This window comes from Actinomadura alba, from assembly GCF_014323705.1.
Classification (GTDB): Bacteria; Actinomycetota; Actinomycetes; order Streptosporangiales; family Streptosporangiaceae; genus Actinomadura_C; species Actinomadura_C alba.
Map to the genome: position 1 here is coordinate 174,798 of NZ_JABVEC010000013.1, position 23,108 is coordinate 197,905.

The 23,108-nt window shown below is 68.3% G+C and carries 22 protein-coding genes; 10 read left to right on the forward strand and 12 right to left on the reverse strand.

Features of this window, described 5'->3' with window-relative positions; genetic code table 11:
* Position 1 precedes the first annotated feature (1 nt).
* Positions 2-1,351, reverse strand: a complete 1,350-nt coding sequence (locus tag HKK74_RS18975; RefSeq protein ID WP_187244566.1) for a nucleotide sugar dehydrogenase — start codon at positions 1,349-1,351, stop codon at positions 2-4.
* A gap of 219 nt (positions 1,352-1,570) precedes the next feature.
* On the opposite strand from HKK74_RS18975, the gene HKK74_RS41485 reads away from it, so the two are divergent.
* Both HKK74_RS41485 and HKK74_RS18985 read left to right on the forward strand, forming a co-directional pair.
* Entirely contained in the window at positions 1,571-2,992 is a 1,422-nt protein-coding gene (locus HKK74_RS41485; protein WP_187244567.1) for an NDP-hexose 2,3-dehydratase family protein, read from the forward strand.
* 25 nt (positions 2,993-3,017) lie between these two features.
* Positions 3,018-4,127: a DegT/DnrJ/EryC1/StrS family aminotransferase gene (locus tag HKK74_RS18985; protein WP_187244568.1), complete on the forward strand. Its 1,110-nt coding sequence runs from the start codon at positions 3,018-3,020 to the stop codon at positions 4,125-4,127.
* A 57-nt stretch (positions 4,128-4,184) separates the two neighbouring features.
* On the opposite strand, the gene HKK74_RS18990 is transcribed toward HKK74_RS18985, so the two are convergent.
* The 3 genes from HKK74_RS18990 to HKK74_RS19000 form a co-directional block, all read right to left on the reverse strand.
* Positions 4,185-4,370, reverse strand: coding sequence for a hypothetical protein (locus tag HKK74_RS18990; RefSeq protein ID WP_187244569.1), 186 nt, complete (start codon positions 4,368-4,370; stop codon positions 4,185-4,187).
* Positions 4,371-4,460: 90 nt separating this feature from the next.
* Positions 4,461-5,678 carry a class I SAM-dependent methyltransferase gene (locus HKK74_RS18995; RefSeq protein ID WP_187244570.1) on the reverse strand — a complete coding sequence of 406 codons (1,218 nt, stop codon included), beginning with the start codon at positions 5,676-5,678 and terminating at the stop codon, positions 4,461-4,463.
* A gap of 174 nt (positions 5,679-5,852) precedes the next feature.
* Entirely contained in the window at positions 5,853-6,422 is a 570-nt protein-coding gene (locus tag HKK74_RS19000) for an NUDIX domain-containing protein (RefSeq protein WP_187244571.1), read from the reverse strand.
* A gap of 305 nt (positions 6,423-6,727) precedes the next feature.
* On the opposite strand from HKK74_RS19000, the gene HKK74_RS19005 reads away from it, so the two are divergent.
* The 5 genes from HKK74_RS19005 to HKK74_RS39130 all read left to right on the forward strand — a co-directional run bounded on the left by HKK74_RS19005 (position 6,728) and on the right by HKK74_RS39130 (position 12,007).
* Positions 6,728-9,196 carry a class I SAM-dependent methyltransferase gene (locus HKK74_RS19005; protein ID WP_222722450.1) on the forward strand — a complete coding sequence of 823 codons (2,469 nt, stop codon included), beginning with the start codon at positions 6,728-6,730 and terminating at the stop codon, positions 9,194-9,196.
* A 36-nt stretch (positions 9,197-9,232) separates the two neighbouring features.
* Complete coding sequence (locus HKK74_RS19010; RefSeq protein ID WP_222722451.1) at positions 9,233-10,384, forward strand: acyltransferase family protein; 1,152 nt, start codon at positions 9,233-9,235, stop codon at positions 10,382-10,384.
* Between the two features lie 174 nt (positions 10,385-10,558).
* Positions 10,559-10,903 carry a YciI family protein gene (locus HKK74_RS19015; protein WP_187244573.1) on the forward strand — a complete coding sequence of 115 codons (345 nt, stop codon included), beginning with the start codon at positions 10,559-10,561 and terminating at the stop codon, positions 10,901-10,903.
* Positions 10,904-11,048: 145 nt separating this feature from the next.
* Complete coding sequence (locus tag HKK74_RS39125) at positions 11,049-11,435, forward strand: sigma factor-like helix-turn-helix DNA-binding protein (RefSeq protein ID WP_222722452.1); 387 nt, start codon at positions 11,049-11,051, stop codon at positions 11,433-11,435.
* Complete coding sequence (locus HKK74_RS39130) at positions 11,432-12,007, forward strand: DUF6596 domain-containing protein (RefSeq protein ID WP_222722453.1); 576 nt, start codon at positions 11,432-11,434, stop codon at positions 12,005-12,007. The genes HKK74_RS39125 and HKK74_RS39130 overlap by 4 nt, the downstream gene beginning before the upstream one ends.
* A gap of 177 nt (positions 12,008-12,184) precedes the next feature.
* On the opposite strand, the gene HKK74_RS19025 is transcribed toward HKK74_RS39130, so the two are convergent.
* The 3 genes from HKK74_RS19025 to HKK74_RS40920 all read right to left on the reverse strand — a co-directional run bounded on the left by HKK74_RS19025 (position 12,185) and on the right by HKK74_RS40920 (position 15,067).
* On the reverse strand, positions 12,185-13,426 hold the full coding sequence (locus HKK74_RS19025) for a class I SAM-dependent methyltransferase (RefSeq protein WP_187244574.1): 1,242 nt from the start codon (positions 13,424-13,426) through the stop codon (positions 12,185-12,187).
* Positions 13,427-13,519: 93 nt separating this feature from the next.
* Positions 13,520-14,800: a nucleotide disphospho-sugar-binding domain-containing protein gene (locus HKK74_RS19030; protein WP_187244575.1), complete on the reverse strand. Its 1,281-nt coding sequence runs from the start codon at positions 14,798-14,800 to the stop codon at positions 13,520-13,522.
* Positions 14,801-14,941: 141 nt separating this feature from the next.
* Positions 14,942-15,067, reverse strand: a complete 126-nt coding sequence (locus tag HKK74_RS40920; protein WP_281397827.1) for a hypothetical protein — start codon at positions 15,065-15,067, stop codon at positions 14,942-14,944.
* Between HKK74_RS40920 and HKK74_RS19035 the strand changes: the two genes are divergently transcribed.
* The 3 genes from HKK74_RS19035 to HKK74_RS19045 all read left to right on the forward strand — a co-directional run bounded on the left by HKK74_RS19035 (position 15,066) and on the right by HKK74_RS19045 (position 18,186).
* Complete coding sequence (locus HKK74_RS19035) at positions 15,066-16,073, forward strand: glucose-1-phosphate thymidylyltransferase (RefSeq protein ID WP_246491731.1); 1,008 nt, start codon at positions 15,066-15,068, stop codon at positions 16,071-16,073. The genes HKK74_RS40920 and HKK74_RS19035 overlap by 2 nt on opposite strands.
* A gap of 132 nt (positions 16,074-16,205) precedes the next feature.
* Entirely contained in the window at positions 16,206-17,495 is a 1,290-nt protein-coding gene (locus HKK74_RS19040) for an RNA polymerase sigma factor (protein ID WP_187244577.1), read from the forward strand.
* A gap of 382 nt (positions 17,496-17,877) precedes the next feature.
* The gene (locus HKK74_RS19045) at positions 17,878-18,186 is read left to right on the forward strand and encodes a hypothetical protein (protein ID WP_187244578.1); all 309 of its coding nucleotides are present in this window, start codon (positions 17,878-17,880) and stop codon (positions 18,184-18,186) included.
* 171 nt (positions 18,187-18,357) lie between these two features.
* Here the strand turns inward: HKK74_RS19045 and HKK74_RS19050 are convergent, their stop codons facing one another.
* The 5 genes from HKK74_RS19050 to HKK74_RS19070 all read right to left on the reverse strand — a co-directional run bounded on the left by HKK74_RS19050 (position 18,358) and on the right by HKK74_RS19070 (position 23,106).
* Positions 18,358-19,296 (reverse strand): carbohydrate kinase family protein, encoded by a 939-nt coding sequence (locus HKK74_RS19050; protein WP_312881607.1) that lies wholly within the window; start codon positions 19,294-19,296, stop codon positions 18,358-18,360.
* A 197-nt stretch (positions 19,297-19,493) separates the two neighbouring features.
* The gene (locus tag HKK74_RS40925; RefSeq protein WP_312881608.1) at positions 19,494-19,832 is read right to left on the reverse strand and encodes an Atu4866 domain-containing protein; all 339 of its coding nucleotides are present in this window, start codon (positions 19,830-19,832) and stop codon (positions 19,494-19,496) included.
* Positions 19,833-19,977: 145 nt separating this feature from the next.
* Entirely contained in the window at positions 19,978-20,676 is a 699-nt protein-coding gene (locus tag HKK74_RS19060; RefSeq protein ID WP_187244580.1) for an Atu4866 domain-containing protein, read from the reverse strand.
* A gap of 181 nt (positions 20,677-20,857) precedes the next feature.
* Positions 20,858-22,267 (reverse strand): amidohydrolase family protein, encoded by a 1,410-nt coding sequence (locus HKK74_RS19065; RefSeq protein WP_187244581.1) that lies wholly within the window; start codon positions 22,265-22,267, stop codon positions 20,858-20,860.
* A gap of 59 nt (positions 22,268-22,326) precedes the next feature.
* Positions 22,327-23,106 carry an SDR family oxidoreductase gene (locus tag HKK74_RS19070; RefSeq protein ID WP_187244582.1) on the reverse strand — a complete coding sequence of 260 codons (780 nt, stop codon included), beginning with the start codon at positions 23,104-23,106 and terminating at the stop codon, positions 22,327-22,329.
* Between the last annotated feature and the right edge of the window lie 2 nt (positions 23,107-23,108).

The window sequence follows — 23,108 nt, forward strand, 5'->3', positions numbered from 1 at the left end:
ACTACCTGCCGATCCCGCGGTAGCTGAAACCGTGCCGCCGGAACCGGTCGATGGTCTCCGGTGAGTAATAGGCGCGGCCGTCGACGATGACGCACGAGGGCGCCACCGATTCCCGGAGCGCGACGAAATCGATCTCAGCGAACTCGTCGTGCCGCGCCAGCACGGCGATGCAGTCGGCGCCGGCCAGCGCCTCCCGCGCCGTCTGCGCCTGGGCCACCCCGAAGACCTTCTCGACCTCGGCGGCGTCGGCGAGCGGGTCGAAGACGGCGACCTCGGCTCCGCCCTCCCGCAGCCCGGTGACCACGGGCAGCACCGGGGTCGCGCGCAGGTCACCGGTGTTGTTCTTGAACGCCACGCCGAGCACCGCGATCTTCGCGTCCGCCAGTGGCCGGCCGGCCCGGGCCAGCTCCTCGGTGATCAGGTCGACGGTGTAACCCGGCATGGCGTCGTTGACCTCCCGGGCGACGGGGATCGTGGCCAGCTCGACGCCGTGGTCGCGGGCCGCCCGCCACGCCATCCACGGGTCCTTGGTCAGGCACGACCCGCCGACGCCCACGCTCGGCAGCAAGATGTTGACGTTGCCGGTCCCCTTGCGCATCGTGTTCGCCGCGGCGATCACCTGCAGTACGTCGACGTCCAGCACGGCGCACAGCTTCGCCAGCTCATTGGCCATCGCGATGTTGTGGTCGATCCACCAGTTGTTGGCGAGCTTCACCATCTCGGCGGACTCCATCGACCCGCAGATGATGATCTCGGCGTCGATCGTCCGCTGCCAGAACGCGGCCGCGGCGGCCGCGCTGTCCGGGCACCACCCGCCCACGGCTATCGGAAACGTCCGCAGCTCGTGCAGGGCCCGCCCCTCCGAGAGCCGCTCGGGGCAGAAGGCCAGCCCGAAGTCCTCTCCCACCGCCAGCCCCCCGCCCTCCAGCAGCGGAGCGACGATCTTCCTGGACACGCCCGGAGGCACTGTGCTCTTGAGGATGACGAGCTGGCCCTCGCGCAGCTGCCCGGCCAGTTTCGTGCAAGCGGCCCGCAGGTAGAAGTCGACGAGCCGGGTGTCCTGGACCGGCGTGCCAACGGCGATGATCACCACGTCCGCGTCAGAGACCTCCCCGTAGTCGGTGGTGACCCGCAGCCGGCCCGAGTCCAGGCCGCTGTGCAGCAGCTCGGGCAGTCCCGGCTCGCTGAACGGGCAACGGCGCTGCTCCAACTGGGCGATCAAAGCCGGATCGACGTCGATTCCCACGACGTCCACGCCTTCCCCGGCGAGGGTCGCCGCCACGGTCGATCCCATATAACCCATTCCGATGACCGCCGCACGGGTACTTCCCTGATCAGGTAAGAATCTCATGGCACCACTTTCAGGAGGGAACGGGGCGGTGCGCGAACAGCGTGCCAAGTGGCACGTCGGCAACGCATCTCCGGTAATGCCGTGATTGTTTTCATCGTGCCTTGGCTTCGCTCTTCGGCAGACCCTGGATCGCACTGACCGCACCGCAATCCCGAAGGTGCGGCGCAAAGCCCGGCCGTACGACGATGCACGCAGTCATGCGACCCAGGGGAGTCTTCGGTGCCTGCGCGACTCAATCAGCTCGACCCGAGCGTGCCCGTCGACCTTGCCGTCCGCGTCACCGCCTCGGCGCGAACGACCGCGTCACGGGTGAGCCCGGACATCGACGACTGGCTCCGCGAGAAGAGAAGTCAGCCGTTCGAGAGCAGCATAATCACGCTGACCGAACTGACCGAACCAACGGGCTGGCGCTTCGCTCCCGACACCGGGAATCTTGAACACCACAGTGGCCGCTTCTTTACCGTGGAAGGAATGCACGTCAGGGCGAATCACGGTCATACCAGAGAGTGGTGGCAACCCATTCTCGTACAACGGGACATCGCCATCCTCGGAATAATCGCCAAGGAGTTCGACGGTGTCCTGCACTTCCTGCTGCAGGCCAAGATGGAACCCGGCAACGCCGACATGGTGCAGCTTTCGCCGACGGTTCAGGCGACGTCCAGCAACTACACCCAAGTGCATCGTGGCAGGCGCGCCCACTATGTCGAGTACTTCACCGAGCCGGAGCGGGGTCGCGTCCTCGTCGACGTCCTGCAGTCGGAGCAGGGCGCCTGGTTCCACCTGAAGCGCAACCGGAACATCGTCGTCGAGGTCACCGACCACGTGCCCGTCCGCGACGACTTCTGCTGGTTGACTCTCGGGCAGATCCGCCGGCTGCTCCAACGGCGCAACGTCATCAACATGGACGCCCGGTCGGTCCTCGGGTGCCTGCCCATCGCGGCCCCGGCGAGCGAACCGGACGGAGGCGACGAGTTCGACGGCACCCTGTGGCACTCCCTGGAGCCCGGGGGCGTGCACACGATGACGGAGATCCTCAGCTGGTTCACCGGCCGCAAGAGCGATTACCAGCTTTCCGTCCGGTTGGTTCCGCTGAACACCCTCGTGGGGTGGCGGCGGGACGCCGAAAGGATCCTCCCCGAGGGCCGCGGGAACTTCAGCATCGTCGGCGTCCGGGTGAATGCCCGGACCCGCGAGGTGCACAGTTGGAAACAGCCGCTGCTGGCACCGCACGGCCTCGCCCTGGCGGGGCTGGTGGTCCGGCGCATCGGCGGAATGCTGCACGCGCTGGTGCGCGCCGAAGTCCTGCCGGGCTACCGGGACACGGTGGAGCTCGGTCCCACCGTGCGGTTCATGATGAACGACTACGCCGATACCCCGGCGGATCGTCGCCCGGAGTTCCTCGATCACATGCTGGCGGCGCGCGAGGGCGTCCGCTACGACGTCGTGTTATCCGAGGAGGGTGGCCGCTTCCGCCATGCCGAGACGCGCTATCTCATCGTGGAGGCCGACGACGACTTCCCGATGCAGGCGCCGCCGGATTTCATGTGGATCACGGTCGGGCAACTGCTGGTGCTGCAACGGCACAGCTACTACCTCAGCATCGAGACCAGAACCCTGCTCTTCTGCCTTAACAGCCTGTGACACCGAACCGACCCGAGGAATAGTGATGGCCATTTACGTGTGGGACTACCAGAGGGAGTACGAAGCCGAGCGAGCGGACATCCTTGACGCGGTCGACACCGTGTTCCGCTCGGGCCGGCTCATTCTCGGCGAGAGCGTACGGAGCTTCGAGGAGGAGTTCGCCGACTATCACGGGGTGGCGCACTGCGTCGGGGTCGACAACGGCACCAACGCGGTCAAGCTCGGCCTGCAGGCGCTGGGAGTCGGCCCGGGCGACGAGGTCATCACCGTGTCCAACACCGCGGCGCCGACCGTGCTGGCCATCGACGCGGTGGGTGCCACCCCCGTGTTCGTCGACGTGGACCCCGGCACCTACCTCATGGACACCGATCAGGTGGCCGACGCGGTCACCCCCCGGACCAGATGCCTGCTCCCGGTGCACCTGTACGGCCAGTGCGTGGATCTCGCCCCGCTCGAACGACTGGCGGCGCAGCATGACCTGCGGATTCTTGAAGACTGCGCCCAGGCGCACGGGGCGCGCCGCAACGGCCGGCTCGCCGGGACGGGCGGGGACGCGGCCGCCTTCTCCTTTTACCCCACCAAGGTCCTCGGCGCGTACGGCGACGCCGGTGCGGTGATCACCTCCGACGACCGGGTCGAGCCGAACCTGCGGCGGCTGCGGTACTACGGGATGGAGGACCGCTACTACGTGGTGCGCACGCCGGGGCACAACGCGCGGCTCGACGAGGTGCACGCCGAGATCCTGCGCCGCAAGCTCCGTCGGCTGGACGACTACATCGCCGCCCGCCGTGCCGTCGCACAGCGGTACGCCGAGGGGCTCGGGGACACCGAGCTGACGCTGCCGCAGATCGCCCCGGGCAACGAACACGTCTACTACATCTACGTCGTACGCCATCGCGAGCGGGACGAGATCCTCGAGGCGCTCCGGGAGTTCGACTTCCACTTCAACATCAGCTACCCGTGGCCGGTGCACACCATGACCGGATTCGCCCATCTGGGGCACGCCACCGGCGACTTCCCGGTGACCGAGGCCGCCGCGGACGAGATCTTCTCGCTCCCCATGTATCCGTCGCTGCCGCAAGACCTCCAGGACAAGGTCATCACCGCCCTCCGCAAGATCCTCGCTCGCGGCTGACGCCCGCGCCCCGGCGCGGGGATACCGCGTCGGGGCGTACCGCGCTCGGCGGACCGCTCAGGACTTGATGCCGATGAGGAGGCCGGGGCGGCCGCGGCCGGTCTCGAGGAACTCGACGGAGGCGACGCCCGCCCCGGCGAAGGCCGTCTCATACTCGTGCCGCGTCAACAGCGACAGGATGTGCAGATCGGTGAAGTGGCTGATGCCCGATTCGGGATCGGCCACCAGGTAGTGCACCGTCATGCGGTGGTCCGGCCCTCCATCACGGTGTGGGAGAGCCGGGAGATGCGTCTTCCAGGGCGGGGTCATAGATCGGTGGGAGCCCGCTCATGGTCAGACCACCTTTACTTCGGGCACGTACAGGATCCACCGGCCGCCGGTCTCGCGGAACCGCTGTTCCTTGGCCATGATCTCTTCGGCGTGGTTCCAGGCGAAGAGCAGTGCGTAGTCCGGGTCGTCGGTGGCGAAGGACTCTGGTGGCCTGACCGGGATGTGCATCCCGGGGGTCAGCCGATTCTGTTTGGCGGGTGTTGTGTCGCAGACGTAGGAGACCAGTTCGGGTCCTATGCCGCAGAAGTTGGTGACGGTCGCGCTCTTGGCCGTGGCGCCGTAGCCGACGACGGTTTTGCCCTGGTCCTGCAGGGAGCGCAGCAGGCCGACCAGGTCGTCGCGGATGCGGGTCACCGAGGACGCGAAGCCTCGCAGCGTGTCGGGTTCCGTCAGTCCTTGGGCGTTCTCCTCGGCCAGTAGCCGGGCCACCGACGGAGCCGGCCGCCGGGCACCGGCACGGGCAAGCGTGTAACGGACCGACCCGCCCTGCACCGGCAGCCGCTGCACATCCACCAGCTCGAACCCGAACCGCTCGGCCATCGCCCGCACCGAACGAACCGAGAACAGATAGAAATGCTCATTGCAAATCTGGTCGAAGGAGATCCGTTCAATGACGTCCCCCAGATAGGGGTCCTCGAAGACGAAGACGCCGTCCGGGCTCAGCAACGCGTCCACACCACGCAGGAGCGAGTCCACGTACGGAATCTGGCAGATGGTGTTAGCCGAGTAGATCACGTCGGCGGGTCCCTCGGTCTCCCGGACGGCGGCCGCGGTCGACTCTTCGAAGAAATCCATGCGCAGGCGCACATCCCGCTCCCGCGCGACCTTCGCCACCCCTGCGGCGGGTTCGAATCCCAGATGGCGAATTCCGGACTCGGCGATCTTCCGTAGCAGAAACCCGTCGTTGCAGCCGATCTCGACGAAGAAAGAATCCGCGGTGGCGAGCTCGGTCTCGACGAGGCCCAGGGCGGTCCGGGCGAAGTGCTCCCGCATCACCGACGTCCCGGACGAGTGGTACGGGTAGCCCTCGTGGAACATCCGCGTGCGCGGCACCTCCTCGGCCAGCTGGACCAACGTGCACGTCTCACAGCACCCGACGGCAAGCCGGTGAAAGAACTCGGCGTCGATGTCGGCCGGGCGCAGAAACGCGTCACAAAGCGGCTGACGTCCAAGATCCAGGAACTCCTCGACCACACCGCCGCAGATTCGGCATTCGATCATCGGCGTCTCCACCCCTCCACCGGCGGCGGCCGGCCGCTCGTGAACGCAGGTATGCGGGTTTATGACTCAGCTTGTTCTGCGCACGGGCGGCGGCGCATCTCCCAGCATGCGCCGAGAGCCGCTGGTCTTGGTGGCCGTCGCGACAACGAGCCTGAGCGGGACGGTCCGACAGGGCTATGGTGTCGCCCGCTCGTGCATGAGCAGCAGGAGATAGGCGGCCGTGGTGGAGTCGTCGCGTATGCCACCCGTCCGTATCATCTGCTCGAATTCCGCGCGCGCGATCCAGTGGTGGCGCATGTCCTGTTCCTCGTGCTCACGCTGCGGCACTCCCGCGCTCAGGCCGGTGGCCAGGAACACGGTGAACGCCTGGCCGCTGGCGCCGTGCCAGCCGTAGAGCCTGCCGAGCGGGGTCCACGACGCCGCGCTCAGGCCGGTCTCCTCGGCCAGCTCGGTGCGGCCCAGCTCCTCAGCGGTGCCGGTGCGGCCGTCCGGGAAGCAGCCTTGGGGGAACTCCCAGTACCGCCCGCCAACCGGGTACCGGTACTGCTCGACCATGTGGAACCCGCCGCGCTCGGCGGCGATCACCACGACGTAGTCCGGCCGGTCGACCACCGAGTAGATGCCGTGGGTGCCGTCCGGGCGTTCCACGACGTCCTCGCGCAGCGACAGCCACGGGTTGCGGTACACCTCGCGGGAGGAGACCGTCCGAATGATGCCGGGCACGGACTCAGCGGGCCGGGTCATTCCAGTACCACCGTTCCTCGCTCGCTGATCGTCGCCGTCGACGGTAGCGACGCCGTGGACGACCACCCCACTTCGCAAGTGCCGGATTCCCCGGCGGCGAAACCGGATGTGCGCGGTTCGCGGCGCCCGGTCAGGACGTCCTACGCCGCTCGGAGAATAGGCAATGGAAAAGATGTGCACGCTGGTCGGTCCTGCGATGGTGATGGAGCTGATCGTGGGAGGTCTCAGTGTTGCCGACTGCCGCTCCGACTCAGAATCTCCATACCGATGGGACCGGTGCGGACCAGGGAAGGGTGCGCCGTGCCGTGTTCCTCTATCAGGACGGCGTGCTGCTCTCCTCAGCGGTCCGCGCGCTCGACGCCCTGGGACTGCTGAATCCAGCCGGATATCCCGACCGGCCGGACAATGGTTATCTCCGTGTCGCCTGGCGCTCGCTGGCCAGTGTCGGCTGGCTGGACGAATCGGCTCGAGCGTGGACTGACGAGGGCCGAGCCGCGATGCGCCACCGCGAGCGATACGTAGCCGGCGGACGCTTCCTCAGCCGCTTCACAAGTAATGCCCCGGACTCATGGGCCCATCCCTGGGCCGCCCCCACCGAGATGGCATTCTCGGACGTACTCGACACCCACGAGCACTGGCGGTCCAGCGCCGATCCCTCCGATGTGGTCACCGCGCACCTGGATGGCGCGCTCGCCGTCCCCGCTCTGCTGTCGCTGCGCGGCACCAGGGGCCTCCAGCGGCCGGAGGGTGAAGTCGCGAGGCTGCTGACACTCCTCGGCTGGCTGGACGGCGACGGCTCCTGGACCCCGTTCGGGCGCGCCGGACTCGCGATGGTCGACCACATGGGCATGGTGGGCTCCTATCTGCCCATGCTCGCCCGGCTCGAGCAACTCTGCCGGGGCGAGGTGCTCGTCGAACCCGGCGATGGCGAGTGGCACTGCCAGCGTCAGCTCAACGTGCAGGCCAGCGCCGCCGCCCATCGGCGCTATTTCGCCGACGCGGATCCGGTGTTCACGGAGATCTTCAGCCACACGCCGCGGCCCTCCTTCGTCGCCGACATGGGCTGCGGTGGCGGTAACTGGCTGGCCCACCTCCACGGTCTGCTGGGGGACGATGTCCGCTATGTCGGCATCGATGCCAGCCGAGTGGCGCTCGACTACGCGCGTGACGTACTCGAGGCGGCCGGGGTGCGCGAGCCGCTGCTACTGCAGGGCGACATCGGCGATCCCGGCGCGCTGCGCGAACAGCTCGCCGCGCACGGCCTGGCGATCGACGACGGATTGCACATCCGCGCGTTCCTCGATCATGATCGCCCCTATCTCGGCGGCGACCCGCGCGCTGACCTCCCCGGCTGGTCCACCGGCGCCTACGTCGCCCCCGACGGCCGTCCGCTGACGGCCGCCGAGGTGGAGTCCGACCTCGTCGAGCACCTGCGGAGGTGGGTGCCTCATGTGCGCAAGCACGGACTCGTCATCCTCGAGGCGCACAGCGTGGCGCCGCACGTGACGCGGCGTCACCTCGGAGCCCTGCACTCGGTGGCGTTCGACGCCTATCACGGCCTCTCCCATCAGTACCCGGTCGAGCACTCCGCCTTCATGCGGTGCTGCCGGATCGCCGGGCTCCAACCGGTCAGCCACCTTGAGCGTCGCTACCCGACCACCCGGCCATTCGTCGCGGTGTCCCTCAACCGCCTGATACCCGTGCAGCCGGCACCGCGGCGCATCCCGACCGAACGTCATGACACGTGGCGACCCGGCCCGGGAACCGACCGGACCGACGGCGAGGGGCTGCATCATCTCCTCTTCACCGAGGGCGACGTCGCCCACCCGCGCCAGTGGTGTTCCGGTGCCACCGGCATCGTGGTCCGCGACACGCTCCGCGCCATCGAGGCCCGCATCGACGGTGCCGGTCGCGGCGATGTCGTCCGGGTGCTCGACTACGGCGCAGGGACCGGCCTGGCCTCGATCGAGCTGATCAAAGCCTGCGTCGCACACGATGTCGAACAACGCCTCGCCGACCGCGGTGCCACCTTTGAGCTGCACCTCGTCGATATCCCGACAAGCTGGTTCGCGCAGGGGTACGAGTTACTTCGCGAGCACCCCTGGACGCGTTTCCACGCGCTGCGCACCGGCGGCGCGTTCCGTCCACTGATCGACGTCATGGCGGGCGAGCAGGTCGACGCGGTGCTGGCCAACATGGTGTTCCACCTGCTGACCGGCGAGGCCATGCGGCGCACCGCGGACTCCATCGCCGGCGTCCTGCGGCCCGGCGGGCTGCTCTCCTTCAGCTCGCCCGACCTGGGTCCGGCCAGCGCCTATTCGATGCTCTTCCACGACCCCAACCGGCTGCTGCGCCGGCACTGGCTCGCCGCGCTCGACTCGGTCGAGCCGCACTCTCTGGCGTCACCGCTCCGGGACGCGGTGGCGCGCGTGCGGCCAGAGGAGCGGGCGAGCGCCCAGCGGCGCGCCGATCGGCGGATCCTGCCCACCCCGCAGACCAGGACGTCCGTGGCGGCGGCTCTGGCACCGCATTTACACGGCACCGTCGAACGGCGCACCTACGAGCTCTTAGCCGAGGAAAGCCTGATGACGGCGCTCGTCCCCGCGAACCAGGCCGAGTATCTCGCCGAGATCACCGACCGGGGCCTTCGCGAGGCCGTCATCCACCACCTCATGCACGAACAAGTGCTGCCCGAGCTGATGCACGGGCCGGCGGGCACCGCGCTCGGGCTCAACATCGAATGGACGATCGGCAGATATGAACGATCTCGATGACGGCGAACTCGAGGTCCTTTGAGAAAGGTACCCAAGATGGTACAAGAAGCAACACACAAGGACGTCACGGCCGGCTCTAGTCGCCTCGAGTCGCTGAACGGGATGCGATTCATCGCCGGCCTGCTGGTATTCCTCACGCATGCGTTGGCCGGCTCGGCGCTGTTCGCCTCGAATTTCCAGATGGAGCATCTCGGGCTCATCATCCAGGGCGGCTGGGCCGCGCTCGTCTACTTCTTCGTGCTGAGTGGCTTCGTCATGACCTGGGCGCGGCGGCCGACGGACACCGCCCCCACGTTCTGGCGGCGTCGCGCCCTCCGGGTCTTCCCGAACTACCTGGTCACGCTTGCCGCCTACATCGGCGTGCTCGGCCTGGTGCTGCACATACCCATCCACGGCAAGACCGTGCTGCTGCATGGTCTGGCCCTGCAGTCCTTCATCCCCGACCTGGAGACCCGGATCGCCTTCAACCCCCCGACCTGGTCGCTCTCCGCCGAGCTGTTCTTCTATCTCTGCTTCCCGCTCCTCATCCGCCTCGTCGACCGGATCAGGCCCGAGCGGCTGTGGGCCTGGGCGGGCGGCGTGGTGGCGGCCGCCTTCGCCGCGCCGTTGCTGGCCCCGAAGCTGCTGCCGGCGTCGAAGCCGGTCGAGGGTCTCGGCTGGCCGGAGCTGGAGATGTGGGTGATCCAGCAGTTCCCGCCGATCCGGATGCTGGAGTTCATCCTCGGCATGATCCTGGCCAAGATCGTAATTTCCGGCCGGCGGATACCGCTGAACTTCGGCGCCGCGGTGGGACTCTTCGTCGCCGTCTACGCCGTGTCACCGCTGATTCCCGAAAGACTCAACATGGCGGCGATCCACCTCGTCCCGATCGGCCTCCTCATCCTCACGGCCGCCGCCCGGGACAGCCGGGGACGTTCCGGCTGGCTCGGCAGCCGCCCGATGGTCAAGCTCGGGGAGCTGGCCTTCGCCTTCTACATCTGGCACTACATGATCGTCATCCATGCCCGCCAGTTGCTCGGTACACCCGAGGGCTGGAGCGCGCCCGTCGGTTTCGCCGTTCTCGTCCTGCTTTTCGTGGCCACGCTGGGAGCGGCCTGGCTTCAGTACACGCTGATCGAGAACCCGATGTTCCGGCGCTTCGCCTCCTCTCGGCGTCGGCGGACGCTCGGAGCCGCCCCGATTCGATGACCGTGGGCAAAGGCGGGAGAAAGAATGTCGAGGCACCGCTGGTAGACCGGTGCCGCGGGTGACGAAGCCGAGGCGGCAGGCGGGCGCCGGTGATACTTTCGCCGGACCGGTTGTCGATTTCGGCGGGCCTCGCTCGTCGGAACCAGAGAGAAACACCGATTCGAGGAGAACCTGATGGCCCAGTACGGGATTCTGGTCTACCAGCCCGCCCCGGCCGACCCGATGGACCTCCCGGCCGAGTACGAGAAGGCGCTCGAGACCTACCCCGACCAGGTGGCCGAGACGGGCGCCGAGCCGGTCACCGGATTCGCGCTGCAGCCCAGCACCACGGCCATCTCGGTCCGCGGCGACGTTGTCACCGACGGTCCGTTCATCGAGGCCAAGGAGGTCGTGGCCGGATTCTTCATCATCGAGGCGCCCAGTCTGGATGTCGCGCTGAAGGTCGCCAAGCTCAACCCGGCCACCCAGCACGGCGGCGGTGTTGAGGTCCGGCCGCTGTTCACGCCGCCGGAGGAGTGAGAAACCGGCGGCCGCGGCCGGCCGCATCGTGGTGACGCGCACCGTCGCGTCCGAGCCCATACGCTCACCGCGGTGGGGCGCGTCACCACCGGCCTCGACACGGGTGACGGTATGTCCCTGCTCGTGAGATCCATATGATGCCGTGATGGAGGAGCCCGGAGAGGACCCGGTGCCCGATGAGCAGCTGCGCCTGATCTTCACCTGCTGTCATCCCGCGCTGGCCCGGGAAGCTCAGGTGGCGCTGACCCTGCGCCTGGTGTGCGGGGTGGGGACCGCCGAGATCGCCAAGGCGCTGCTCGTCTCCGAGCCGACGATGGCCGCGCGGGTCGCCCGGGCGATGACGAAGATCTCCGCGGCGCGGATTCCATTTCGGGTGCCGGATGTGGGGGAGCTGCCCGAACGGCTGGACGCTGTGCTGTCGGTCATCCATCTGCTTTACACCACCGGGCACACGGCGCCGTTGGAGACCGGCCTGGTCCGTGCCGACCTGGTGGATGCGCGCTGCATCTGTCCCGGCAGCTGCTGGCCATGATGCCCGACGAGCCGGAGGTCCGCGGGCTGCTGGCGCTGTTGTTGCTCACCGACGCCCGCCGGGCCACCCGTACCGATTCCGAGGGCAGGCTGCTGGTCCTCGAAGACCAGGACCGGTCCGCCTGGGACCGGTCCGCCATCGACGAGGGGCGCCGCTTGGCCCTTGAGGCGTTCCGGACCGACAGCATCGGCCGGTACGCACTTCAGGCCGCCATCGCCTCGCTGCACGCCACTGCCGACAGCTACGCCGCGACCGACTGGCGCCGGGTGCTCGGGCTCTACGACGAGTTGCTGAGGGTCTGGCCCTCGCCGGTCGTCGCGCTCAACCGGGCCGTGGCGGTATCGATGGTGCGCGGACCGGAGGCCGCCCTCAAGGAGATCGAGGACCTGGAGCGGGACGGCCGACTCGCCGGATACCACTATCTTCCAGCGGTCCGCGCCGACCTGCTGCGCCGTCTCGGCCGCCGGCGCGAGGCGGCGACCGCCTATCTCGCGGCACTGGACCTGGTCGACAACGAGACCGAGCGGCGGTTCCTGGCGGCCCGCCGCGCCGAGGTCATCGATGGTGGTTGAAACAGGCGGGTGGCCGCTGGAGTCAACGTCACGACTTGCGGTGATCGGAGGTCAGCTTCTCCAGCGCCGGCACGAGATCGTTCGGGCTCGGTATCGCTCTCACTTCGGTGCGTAGCTGGGCGGCGTTCGCTGCGTACGACGGATCTTCCAGGACCAGTTTGAGGCTGTCGCGCAGTATCAGACCGTGGCAAGGGACGGCAGCGGGAAGATCATCTTTCCGCCCCCCGCCAGGTACTCCTGCTCCCGCTCGACGAACCCGTCGCGGTAAGCCCACGGGAGCACCAGCAGCTGGTCGGGGCGGCGCGCCTTGGCATCTTCCTCGGAGATGATGGGGATCCCGGTCCCGGGGGTGAAGTGGCCGTGCTTCTCCGGGCTGACCTCACCGATGTACGGCAGGTCGTGGGCATCGATCCCGCAGTACTGAAGAGTCACGTTGCCCTTGGTCGACGCCCCGTACCCGAGAGTCAGCCTGCCCGCGGCCCGCGAGTCATCCAGGAACGCGCGAAGCTCGTCGCGGTGGTTGCGGACGCGGCGTGCGAAGGCCTCGAACGGGGCCATGTTGTCCAGTTCGAGCTCGGCCTCCCGCTGCCGGATCCGGTTGATCGCGACGGTGTCGATCTTGTGCCGGCTGGGGTCCTTGACCAGGGTGAGGCACAGGCTGCCGCCGTGGACCCCGGTGAGTTCGGCCGTCGACACGGTGAGACCGACGCGCTCGGCCATCCACTCGATCTGGCTGAACGCGTAGTACTCGAGGTGCTCGTGGCACACCGCGTCGTAGGCCAGCGCCTCGAGCATGGAAGCCACATCGGCCATCTCGACCATCCACACGCCGTCGTCGGTGAGGATGTCGCGCACGTCGGCCATGAACCCAATCGGGTCGGGCAGGTCGTAGAACATCGCGATCGAGGTGACGATCTTGGCCTTGCGGTCGCCGTACCGCTCGGCGATGGCCGCCCGGGAGAAGAAGTCCGGGATCAGTTCGATGTGGTCGGGGTAGTACCGGCGCCACTTCTCACCAGTGGGGTCGATGCCCACCAGGGTGGGACCGTCGGTCGGATATCCCTGCAGCAGGGTGGAGTCGTTGCTGCCGATGTCGACGACCAGGTCGGTGGTGTCGAGATCGACCATGCCGATGAGCTTGGCGACGTTGCCGTGCAAATGGTCAATCATAAAAGGCCGAATGCCCGAGCGGTATCCGTAGCGGTCGCCGTACATGAGCGAAAGATCGGCGGTATGCCGTAACTGCACCAGTCCACAGCCGTCCGGAAAGCACTTGAGGAGTTCCAGCGGGGCGGTCGGCACGATCTCGTTGAGGCTGCCGGGAAAGATGCCAGTCAGCGCCTGAGTTCCCAGGTCGAGCACCGGCGACAGTTTGCGGTTGCCACAAATGCGGCACTCGGTGCACTCGATGATATTCATGATGCCTTCCACTCAGTTGTCATTCGAGCCCGGAGCTGAGATACAGCGGCACGGCTTCTGTCTTGCACAGTCGATGGCGGCGGCTGTTCGGGGTCAGCGTCGTGGTGTGCGGTGATCGGCGGTCAGCTTCTCCAGCGCCGGCACGAGATCGTTCGGGCTCGGCATCGCTCTCACTTCGGTGCGTAGCTGGGCGGCGTTCGCTGCGTACGACGGATCCTCCAGGACCAGTTTGAGGCTGTCGCGCAGTATGTCGGGGGTCAGGCTGTGGCCGTTGGCCGCATAAATGCCGGCGCCGCGGTGCTCCAGTCCGTTCGCCATGGTCACCGGACCCCACCATTTCTCGACTTTGGCATCGTGCGGGGCGATGATCTGCGGGACGCCGTGTTCCAACGCTGTGGCGAAGCTCCCGACGCCGCCTTCGTGGACGAACGCCGAGCATGTGGGCAGCAGCGAGGTGAAGGGGACGAAGTCGACGGTGCGTACGTTGTCCGGTATCGCCGATGCCGATTCGAGCTGTTCGGCGGTGAAGGTCGCGATCACCTCGATGTCGAGGTCGGCGACCGCCTCGAAAAGATCAACGGCCGGGGCCACATCGCCGATGCCGGCATCCCGGTGCGAGATGCCCTGTGTGATGCACACGCGCCTGCGGGCGGGCGGCTCATACACCCACCTCGGCGCCGTCGCGGGACCGTTGAACGGCACATTGCGCACCGGGAGGTAGTGCACGCCCTCCGGCTGCCAGATCCACGGTGGCATCGGAGAGATCGTCCACTGCCCGAGCACCGTCGTCTCATCGAAGTCACAGCCGTACTTCTGCAGGAGCGGCTGCAGCCAGTCCCGCAGCGGGTCATCGGCGGAGCCGAGCCCGGCCCGGCAGGCCGAGCGCAACTGCGCCACCCTGTCCACACTGGGAGTGATCCGGGCGTGCGCCGCACCGACCACTCGCGCCGCCACCGCACCGGGATAGGCGCTGGAGTCCATGATCACCAGGTCGGGCAGCCAGCGGCGAGCGAATCCCACCAGATCATCGGTCAGGGAGTCCGGAAAGAAGACCTCATGCACACCCGTGGTGAAGTCCTCGAGTTCGACATGCGGATCGCCCCAGCCGTAGTCGCTCTGCACCGACTTCCCAGTACGGTCCCCCCTCGGATCGCAGGGGCCCTCCGGCGCCTGGAAACTCGTCATCCGCTCCTGAATCGGACGCATCACCTCACCGACCGCCACACCGGGCAGCCCACAGTGCGCGATCGCCTCGGCGACCTCCGGAGGCCCCGCGACACACACCTCATGCCCAGCGGTACGAAGCGCCCACGCCAACGGCACCTGCACATAGAGATGCGCCCTGAAGGGATTCGTCACAAAGAGAATGCGCATGACACCCAGTATGATGCCCGGCACCCGTCGCAGACGTCTCCAGGATTGCGCGTCCGACGGGCGTTCCTACGGTCGTGTTGCGGTCACCGGTCCGGGAGTTCGCGCGCACCGGACGGGCAAAGAGCAAGGGCGAAGAAAGGATCACCACTCACGTGGCGCATGATTGCCCATGCCCATGCCCATGTCGTGGCCGGAGGCGAAGGCGATGAAAGCATTGGTGTTATCCGGTGGATCGGGCACCCGCTTGCGTCCGTTCAGCCACTCCATGCCGAAACAGCTCATTCCGATCGCCAACAAACCGATCTTGGAACACGTTCTGGACAACATTCGGGCATTGCAGGTGACCGAGATCGGCCTCATCGTCGGAGACGGCGCCCCGGCGATCGCCGAGGCCATCGGTGACGGCTCCCGATTCGGCGTGCGCATCACGTACATAAGGCAGGACCGGCCGCGTGGCCTGGCGCACTGCGTGCGGATCGCGCGCCGGTTCCTCGGTGACGACGACTTCGTCATGTACCTCGGGGACAATGTGCTCCCCGAAGGCGTCACGGAGATGGCCGCGCGCTTTCGCGCCGGCCGCCCGGCGGCGCAGGTGGTAGTGCAGCAGGTGGCCGATCCGCGTCCGTTCGGGGTCGCCGAGCTGGGCGAGGACGGCACCGTGCGGCGGCTGGTGGAGAAGCCACAGCACCCGCGCAGCGACCTGGCGCTGATCGGGGTCTACTTCTTCACCGCCGCGATCCACGAGGCGGTGGCCGCGATCGCTCCCGGCGCGCGTGGCGAACTCGAGATCACTGACGCGATCCAATGGTCGCTCTCACATGGCGCCGAGGTTCGAGCCGACGAATACAAAGGCTATTGGAAGGACGCCGGACGGGCCGAGGACGTTCTGGAATGCAACCGGCGGCTGCTCAGCGGGCTGGCCACCGGCATCGCGGGGCAGGTCGACGCCGCGAGCGTGGTGGGCGATCATGTCGTCATCGGGGAAGGCGCCCGTCTCGTGGGCTCCCGGGTCGAGGGACCGGCGATCATCGGTGCCAATACCTTGATCGAGAACAGCCTTGTGGGGCCGAATATCGCGATCGGCCGGGACTGCGTGGTGCGCGCCGCCAACCTGTCCGACTCGATCGTCATGGACGGCGCCTCCATCTCGCGGATATCGGGGTTGTACGGCTCGATCATCGGCCGCTGTGCCGCCATCGGGCCGAGCGATCACGACAGTGCGTACCACCGCCTCGTCGTCGGAGATCACACCCGGATGGAAATAGCCGCGTAGGGTCACCTCGAACGAACTTCCCTCTTGACGGCGCGGCTCGGCCGGAAGCTACGGTAGGGAAAGCTACGGTAGGTACGACCCTTCAAGCACTCATGCTTCGGACACTTATGCACAAGGCCCGTTTTCGACGACATGAACAGGGATGAAGACGGTTCGGTGATCGGCTCGCACTCGGCCGCGGTGCGGCGCGCCGTCGCCGAAGCGCACCGGCGGGAGTGGGGCGCCGTACTCGCCTCGACGGCGCGGGTCCTGCGTGATCTCGACCTGGCCGAGGAGTGCGTTCAGGACGCTTACGTGTCCGCGCTCGACGCCTGGGAACGGGACGGTGTCCCGGACAACACCGGTGCCTGGCTGGCCACCGCGGCCCGCCGCAACGCGCTGGACGCGCTGAGGCGTGCCAAGACCCTGCGATCCAAGCTGCACCTGCTCGTGGAGCCCGAGGCCGAGCCCGACGTGCCGCAGACCGGATCGGCGGCCGGCCCGCTGATGCACGACGACCGGCTCCGGCTCATCTTCATGTGCTGTCACCCGGCACTGGCCCGCGAGGCGCAGATCGCGCTCACGATGCGGCTGGTCTGCGGGGTGAGCACCGCCGACATCGCCAAGACCTTCCTGGTCAGCATGTCCACGATGGCGGCCCGGATCACCAGGGCCAAGAAAAAGATCGCCAACGCCCGCATTCCGTTCGGCGTCCCCGAGCCCGACGAGCTGCCGGACCGGCTCAACTCCGTGCTCACCGTCATCCACCTGCTGTTCACCACCGGCCACACCGCACCGTCGGGCCGGACGCTGACCCGCGCCGACCCCGCCGAACGCGCGCTGGATCTGGTCCGTATGCTGCACGAGCTGATGCCTGGCGAGCCCGAGGTCAAGGGACTGCTCGCGCTACTGCTGGTCAACCACGCACGCCGGACCACGCGGACCGACGCCGAGGGGCGCCTGCTGCTGCTGGAGGAGCAGGATCGATCGGCCTGGGATGGGGCCGCCATCGAGGAAGGGCGCCGGCTCGTCGCCGAGGCGTTGGACGGCGGGACCCCTGGCAGGTTCACGCTGCAGGCGGCCATCGCGTCGGAGCACGCCACGGCACCGGCCTACGCCGACACCGACTGGGACGAGGTGCTCGTCCTGTATGACGAGCTGCTGACGGTGTGGCCGTCGCCGGTGGTCGCGCTGAACCGGGCCGTGGCGATGGCGATGGCCGCCGGGCCGATGGCCGCGCTCGGCGAGGTGGAGGAGCTGGAGCGAGCCGGCGCGCTCGCCGGCTACCACTACCTGCCGGCGGTCAAGGCCGACCTGCTGCGCCGTCTGGACCGGCGGCAGGAGGCCGCGGCGGCCTACCGGCAGGCGCTTGACCTCGCGGACAACGAGGCCGAACGCGCGTTCCTGGGCTCCCGGCTCACCGAGACCGCCGGCCGCAACTGAGTCACCCGCCCGGCCACGGGCGTCGCCGGCGGCCCATCGCGGCCGAGGGCTCGGGCGGCACGACGCAACACGAGAGATGTGGAGCGTGCGATCCCGAGACGATGATGCAGTTGCGCGGGTCCTGTGGCGGGTTCGTCGGCGATCGTGGAGGGCGGGCTCCCCGGTGAGGCCAAGCACGCGTCGCCGCCCCAGCGCAAACACGGCGACACACCCCTCTAGCCGGGCGGCCGTTGAGTTCGTCGCTCCTCGCCCGTCCTATCGGTAGTGTCCGGGCCGCACGCGGCCCGCACGGATACGGAAGGTGACCGATGAGCAGCGTCGAGGTCGGCCTGGACCTGGTCGAGGACAGTGCGGTGGCGGCCATGGTGGGGGCGGGATCGTCGTGAACAACGAGGACCTGCCCTTCCTGTTCCGCCGACGGCTGGGCGCCATGTTCGCCCGGCGCGAGATCACCATCGCCGGCGGTGGCACACGGGTCTACGACGAGTCCGAATGGCGCGGCGCTCTCGTCGCCGTCAGGCACGGGCGGATCGAGCTCGAGACCTTGGCCGGTGCCCGGAGGGTTTTCGGTTATGGGGACACCATGTGGCTGACCGGGCTTCCGATCCGTGCGCTGCACAACCCCGATCCAGAGCCCGCGGTGCTGGTCGCCCTCTCCGTCCTCCCGGGGGAGGGCGGCGGCGCCGAGTGACGCGCGGGTCACGCGCCTTCGGGGTGAGCGGCCGTACGGACTCGACCTCACCGACGAAGGTCTCGGCCGCGAGGTCGTGAGCCGCGGTGATATGAGGTGGTCGAAGAGATGGCTGGGGTCGGGCATCCTCAACGATCGTGACGCTGCGCGAACGCCGAGCGAACACGGGCCCTACGCGGGATCATGGGTACCGCTGCTCCGGATCTGATCCGCCGTCAGGAGGGCCTCCGGGGCAATGAGGGCGGTGGAGCCCGGGGCCGTGCAGGCGAAGGCGCCCGCCACCGCACCCAGGCGGGCGCACTCCAGTACATCCCGGCCGGTGAGCCTGCCGTACAGGAAGCCGCAGACGAACGCGTCGCCCGCGCCGTTGGAGTCCACCGCCGGTGCCGGCGGGACGGCCGCCGGGATGTGGTGCGGGGTGGAGCCGCCGTCTCGGGTGAGGAGGTAGGAGCCGTCCGCGCCCGCCGTGGCGACCACTGTCTCTGCGCGGCCCTCATGGAGGATCTCTCGCATCAGAGCGGTGATGCCCTCGCCCGCGCCTGCCGCGCTGAGGAAGACGAGGTCGGAGCGGAGGGCGAACTCCCGGTGGTGGTCGGCCAGTCCATCCCAGTCGTGCAGATCGGTGGAGACGGGGACGCCGAGGTGCTCGATGTCGTCGTAGAGGAAGCGCGCGAAATTCATGATGGAGAGGTGGATGTGTCGGGTGCGCCGCAGCCGGGGGAGGTAGAAGTCCCGGGGCATCCGCAGATCGGCTGAGTCGCGGGCATCGTAGAAGGACATCCGGCGGCCGGAGGCGTCCACCAGGTTCACCGCGCGGCGGGTGCCCGCGGGGGAGATCAGTGGGGCGAACTCCACATCCCCCTTTGCCAGTCGCTCGCGTACCTGCGCGCCGGTCCAGTCGTCGCCAATGCAGTCGAGCAGCGCGACCTTCAGACCGAGCGCCCGGGCGCCGAGGGCCACGTTCCCTCCGGTGTGGCCGGGCCACTCCTCGATCGGGCCGACATGGACCGAGTCGGCGAGCGGGACCGGCAGGGAGTCGACGCGGACGATGGTGTCCACCCCGCTACCTCCGACCACCAAGACGTCGTACTCCGCGTGCTGTTGGATCACAGTTGCGCCTCTTTGTCCCCGGTCCGGCGCGTCCCAGTATGGCGTGTGACCCGGTCGACGGCATGCACGTCCTGTGCGATCTACGCACACGGCGCGCGGACGACACCGCGGACCAGTCGAGGGCGCCGTCGGGGTGGAATCTCTTCCCGATCGCTCCCCTCGGCAGGTCGCGAATTGAGGGGTGGGTGCCGGTAGGCCTATCGCTCTCGGTAGAGCACGAGGTGCTCGTGGTAGAGGACTCCGTCGCGGACATCGCCGGTGGCGGTGAAGCCGAGATCGTCGGCGTAGTCGATGTGGGTGCCGGTGACGGTGTAGCGGCCGGTGTAGGCGCGTTTGCGGCCGTCGCGTTCTTCCTCGTAACGGCCGTTGGGCAGGAGTTCTTGGCGGATGCGGCCATCAGCGGTGACCCACATGCCGACGTAGGGGTGAGCGGTGGAGGAGGGTGTGGCCGGTGACCGGCGGGCACCGGGGTTTTCGCTGGCGCAGGCGGCCAGTGTGGTGAGTAGCCCGAGGATGAAGAGTGCGCCCCTGATCACGGGTCTGGTCCTTTCGGTCGGGGTTCGGTCCCGGGGTGTTGGGAGGGTGTTCGCCATCGCCGGATCACCGGCGGCGTCCAGACGGCGGACCCGGCGCCGATGTGGGCACCCGGTCCGCTTTTGATCCGGCTGTCTTGTGTGTGGGTCAGCGGCGGGTGAGCCGGTAGCCGGCGTGGTGTAGTTCGCCGTCGTGGAACTCTCCGTAGGCCCAGAAGCCGAGGTCGTCGAGGTAGTCGATGCGGGTGCCGTCGATCCAGTAGCGGCCGGTGTACGCGCTGGGCCGGTCACCGCGGGCCTCGTCGTAGCGGCCGTCGGGCAGCAGGCCCTGCCGCAGGAAGTCGTCCTGGTCCACCCACAGGCCGACGTAGGGGTGATCGGTGGTGGCCGCGGGCGGCACGACGTCGCCGGTGCCCTGGGCGGGGTCGGCCGGGTGGCCGTTCCAGAGCGTGACCTGGCCGCCGTCCAGGAGTATGTCCAGGTGCCGGTCACGGGCGATGATCGGGCCGTCCGGGGTGCTATCCGGGTCGGCGATCCGGATCACCGCGATGTCGGCGCGGTTGCCGGGGGCCAGGGTGCCGGTGGAGCCGGTGCCGGTGAAGTCGGTGCGGGAGGGCAGAACGAGGCAGTCGGCGCAGTCGATGATGATCATTCCGTCGTCCTGGGCCGCGCTGAGCAGGCCGGGGCCGATTCCAACGATCGCCTCGCCGCCGATGAGGACGTCGGCCTTCTCCCAGTCGCCCAGCAGAGGGCTCATGCTGACCACGGTGCCGCCGGCCAGGAGCAGGGGGCGTGCGTTCGCGCCGGTCGCGTTCTTGATGACAGTGAGAAATTCCATCGTGCGCATGCCAGGTCTCTCCTTATTAGTGGGTGTCTGTCAGGTTTTTCGGGCCGGCTGCCGCGCAGTGGCCGGCCCGATACCGCTGGTCGCGCCGGTCAGGACGACCGTTCGTCCGGACGGGCGGTGTTCGTTGGGTGTGGGTGGTTCATGACCGGCCCTTCCAGTGCTCTGGTGCGGGTCGCCGGGGTCAGTCGTGGCGAGCGGCCTGCAGGACGCGGTCGCGTGAGTGGCGCACTTCCTCTCGTAGCGCCTGCAGGTCGACGTCGAGGACGGTGCCGGCCCACTTGCGTACCTGGCCGGCGATGAACACGGCGTCGATGTTGCGCGGGTCGGAACCGAGCACGAGCGTGCCGATCGGATCGTTGAGCGGCATGTTGTTGAGGTCCTCGGCGTGAACGACCAGCAGGTCGGCCTGCTTGCCGGGGGTGAGGGAGCCGGTGACGTTGCCGAGCCCGATGGATCTGGCGCCCTGCAGGGTGGCGAAGTCGAGCACGTCGCGTACGCCGATCCGTGTGGGCGTCGCGGTGGTGCCGTAGGCGGCGTTGACGGCGCGCATCCGCTGGATCGCGTGCAGGGCTCGCATCTGGGTGAACATGTCGCTGGCCAGGGCGACCTCGACGTCGATACTCAGGCTGGGGCGGATGCCGACCGCGAGCGCTTCGTCGATGGCCGGGATCGCGCTCTCCAGGCCGATCTGTGCCTCAGAGGTGGGCGCAAGCGACACGGAGGTGCCGGTGTCGGCCATCGCCTGCCACGCCTCGGCGGTCAGGCCGGTGCAGTGGATGAGCGTGACGTCGGGGCCCAGCAGTTCACCCTTCGCCCAGCCGACGATGGCGTCGGATGAGGGGACGCCGAAGACGGCGTCGATGCTGACCCCGATGTCGAGGTCACGGGCGACGCGGGCGAGGTGTTCGCCGTAGGCGAGGTCTGGTCCGGCGATCTCGCCGGTCGCCAAGGTGGCCAGGCGCAGGGTGAGGAGCTGGTCGTCGGAGGCGAAGTAGGTCTCCTTCAACCGGGTCAAGTCGGCCGGCCATTGGCCGTCCCAGTCGCCGAAGTGCGGGCGCATTGAGGCGTGCACGCCGCGGATGCCGGTGTCGATGAGGGCCTGGATGGCGCTGTCGGAGTGGGCGGGGGTGCGGGAGTTGTGAGAGAAGTCGAGCATGGTGGTGATGCCGCTGTCGATGGCGGTCAACGCGGCGAGCCGGGTCCCGACGTACATGTCCTGCGGCTGGTAGGCCGGGGCGATGCCGGACAGGGTGGACATCACGTACTCACCCAGGTCGTTGACATCCGGCATGATGCGGCGGAGCTGGGCCTCCCAGGCGTGGCGGTGGGTGTCGACGAAGCCGGGTACCAGGATCGAGCCGGTCACGTCGATGACGAGCGTGCCGTCGGCGCCGCCGTGCGCGCGCAGGTCCGGGGCAATGGCGGCGATGGTGCTGTCCTGGATGAGCAGGTCGGCTTGGGGCAGGACCCCGAGGTCGGGGTCCATGGTGACGATGGTGGCGCCGGTGAGCAGGATGCGCCGGCCGGGGTCGGCGGACTGGCGGCGCAGCTGGTCCAGTGACGCGGCGGCGGTGGGGGCGGGAGTGGTCATGGTGTGCCTTCTTTCAGTCGTTTCGCGGTAACGGCCTGCCGGGCCTGTTGCCGAACGGCTTAGATGGCCTGGGCCGTGGGCAGGATGGTGATCTCGGTGAGGTTGACGTGGCCCGGCATGGCGGCCATGAATGCCACGGTCTCGGCGATGTCGGCGGACTGCAGGACATCGATCTGCTCGATCAGGCCGGCCATGAGTTTGCTGGCGTCGGGATCGGTGACGTGGTCGGGCAGCTCGGTGTCGACCATGCCGGGCTCGATGGTGGCCACGCGGATGTTCTTCGGGCCGAGCTCGACGCGCAGCAGCCGAGTGAGGTGGCTGATGTAGGCCTTGGTGCCGGAGTAGATGGAGAACTTCTCCAGGATGCGGGTCGCGGCGATGGAGGAGGTGTTGATCAGGTCCGCGGGGCGTCCGGCCTCGGCGGTGGCGCTCAGGTGCGGCAGGAAGGCGCCGATGACGTTCATCACGCCGGTGACGTTCAGGTCGATCTGGCGCTGCCAGTCATCCATCCGGAGTTCGGTGATTCCGGAGATCAGTTGGACGCCGGCGTTGTTGAAGACGAGATCGGCGGTGCCGAGCTGCTCGGCGACCTGGTCGGCCGCGGCGTGTACGGCGTCTCGGCCGGTGACATCGACGGGGATCGCGACTGCGGTGCCGCCGGCGGCGCGGATGGAGTCGGTCAGCGTGTCGAGCTTGTCCTTGCGGCGGGCGAGCACGGCGACCTTCGCGCCGAGTTCGGCCAGTCGCTGCGCGGTGGCGGCGCCGATGCCGCTGGAGGCGCCGGAGACCACGGCCACGCGGCCGGCCAGCGGGGTGCCGGTGAGCAGAGCAGCAGACATGA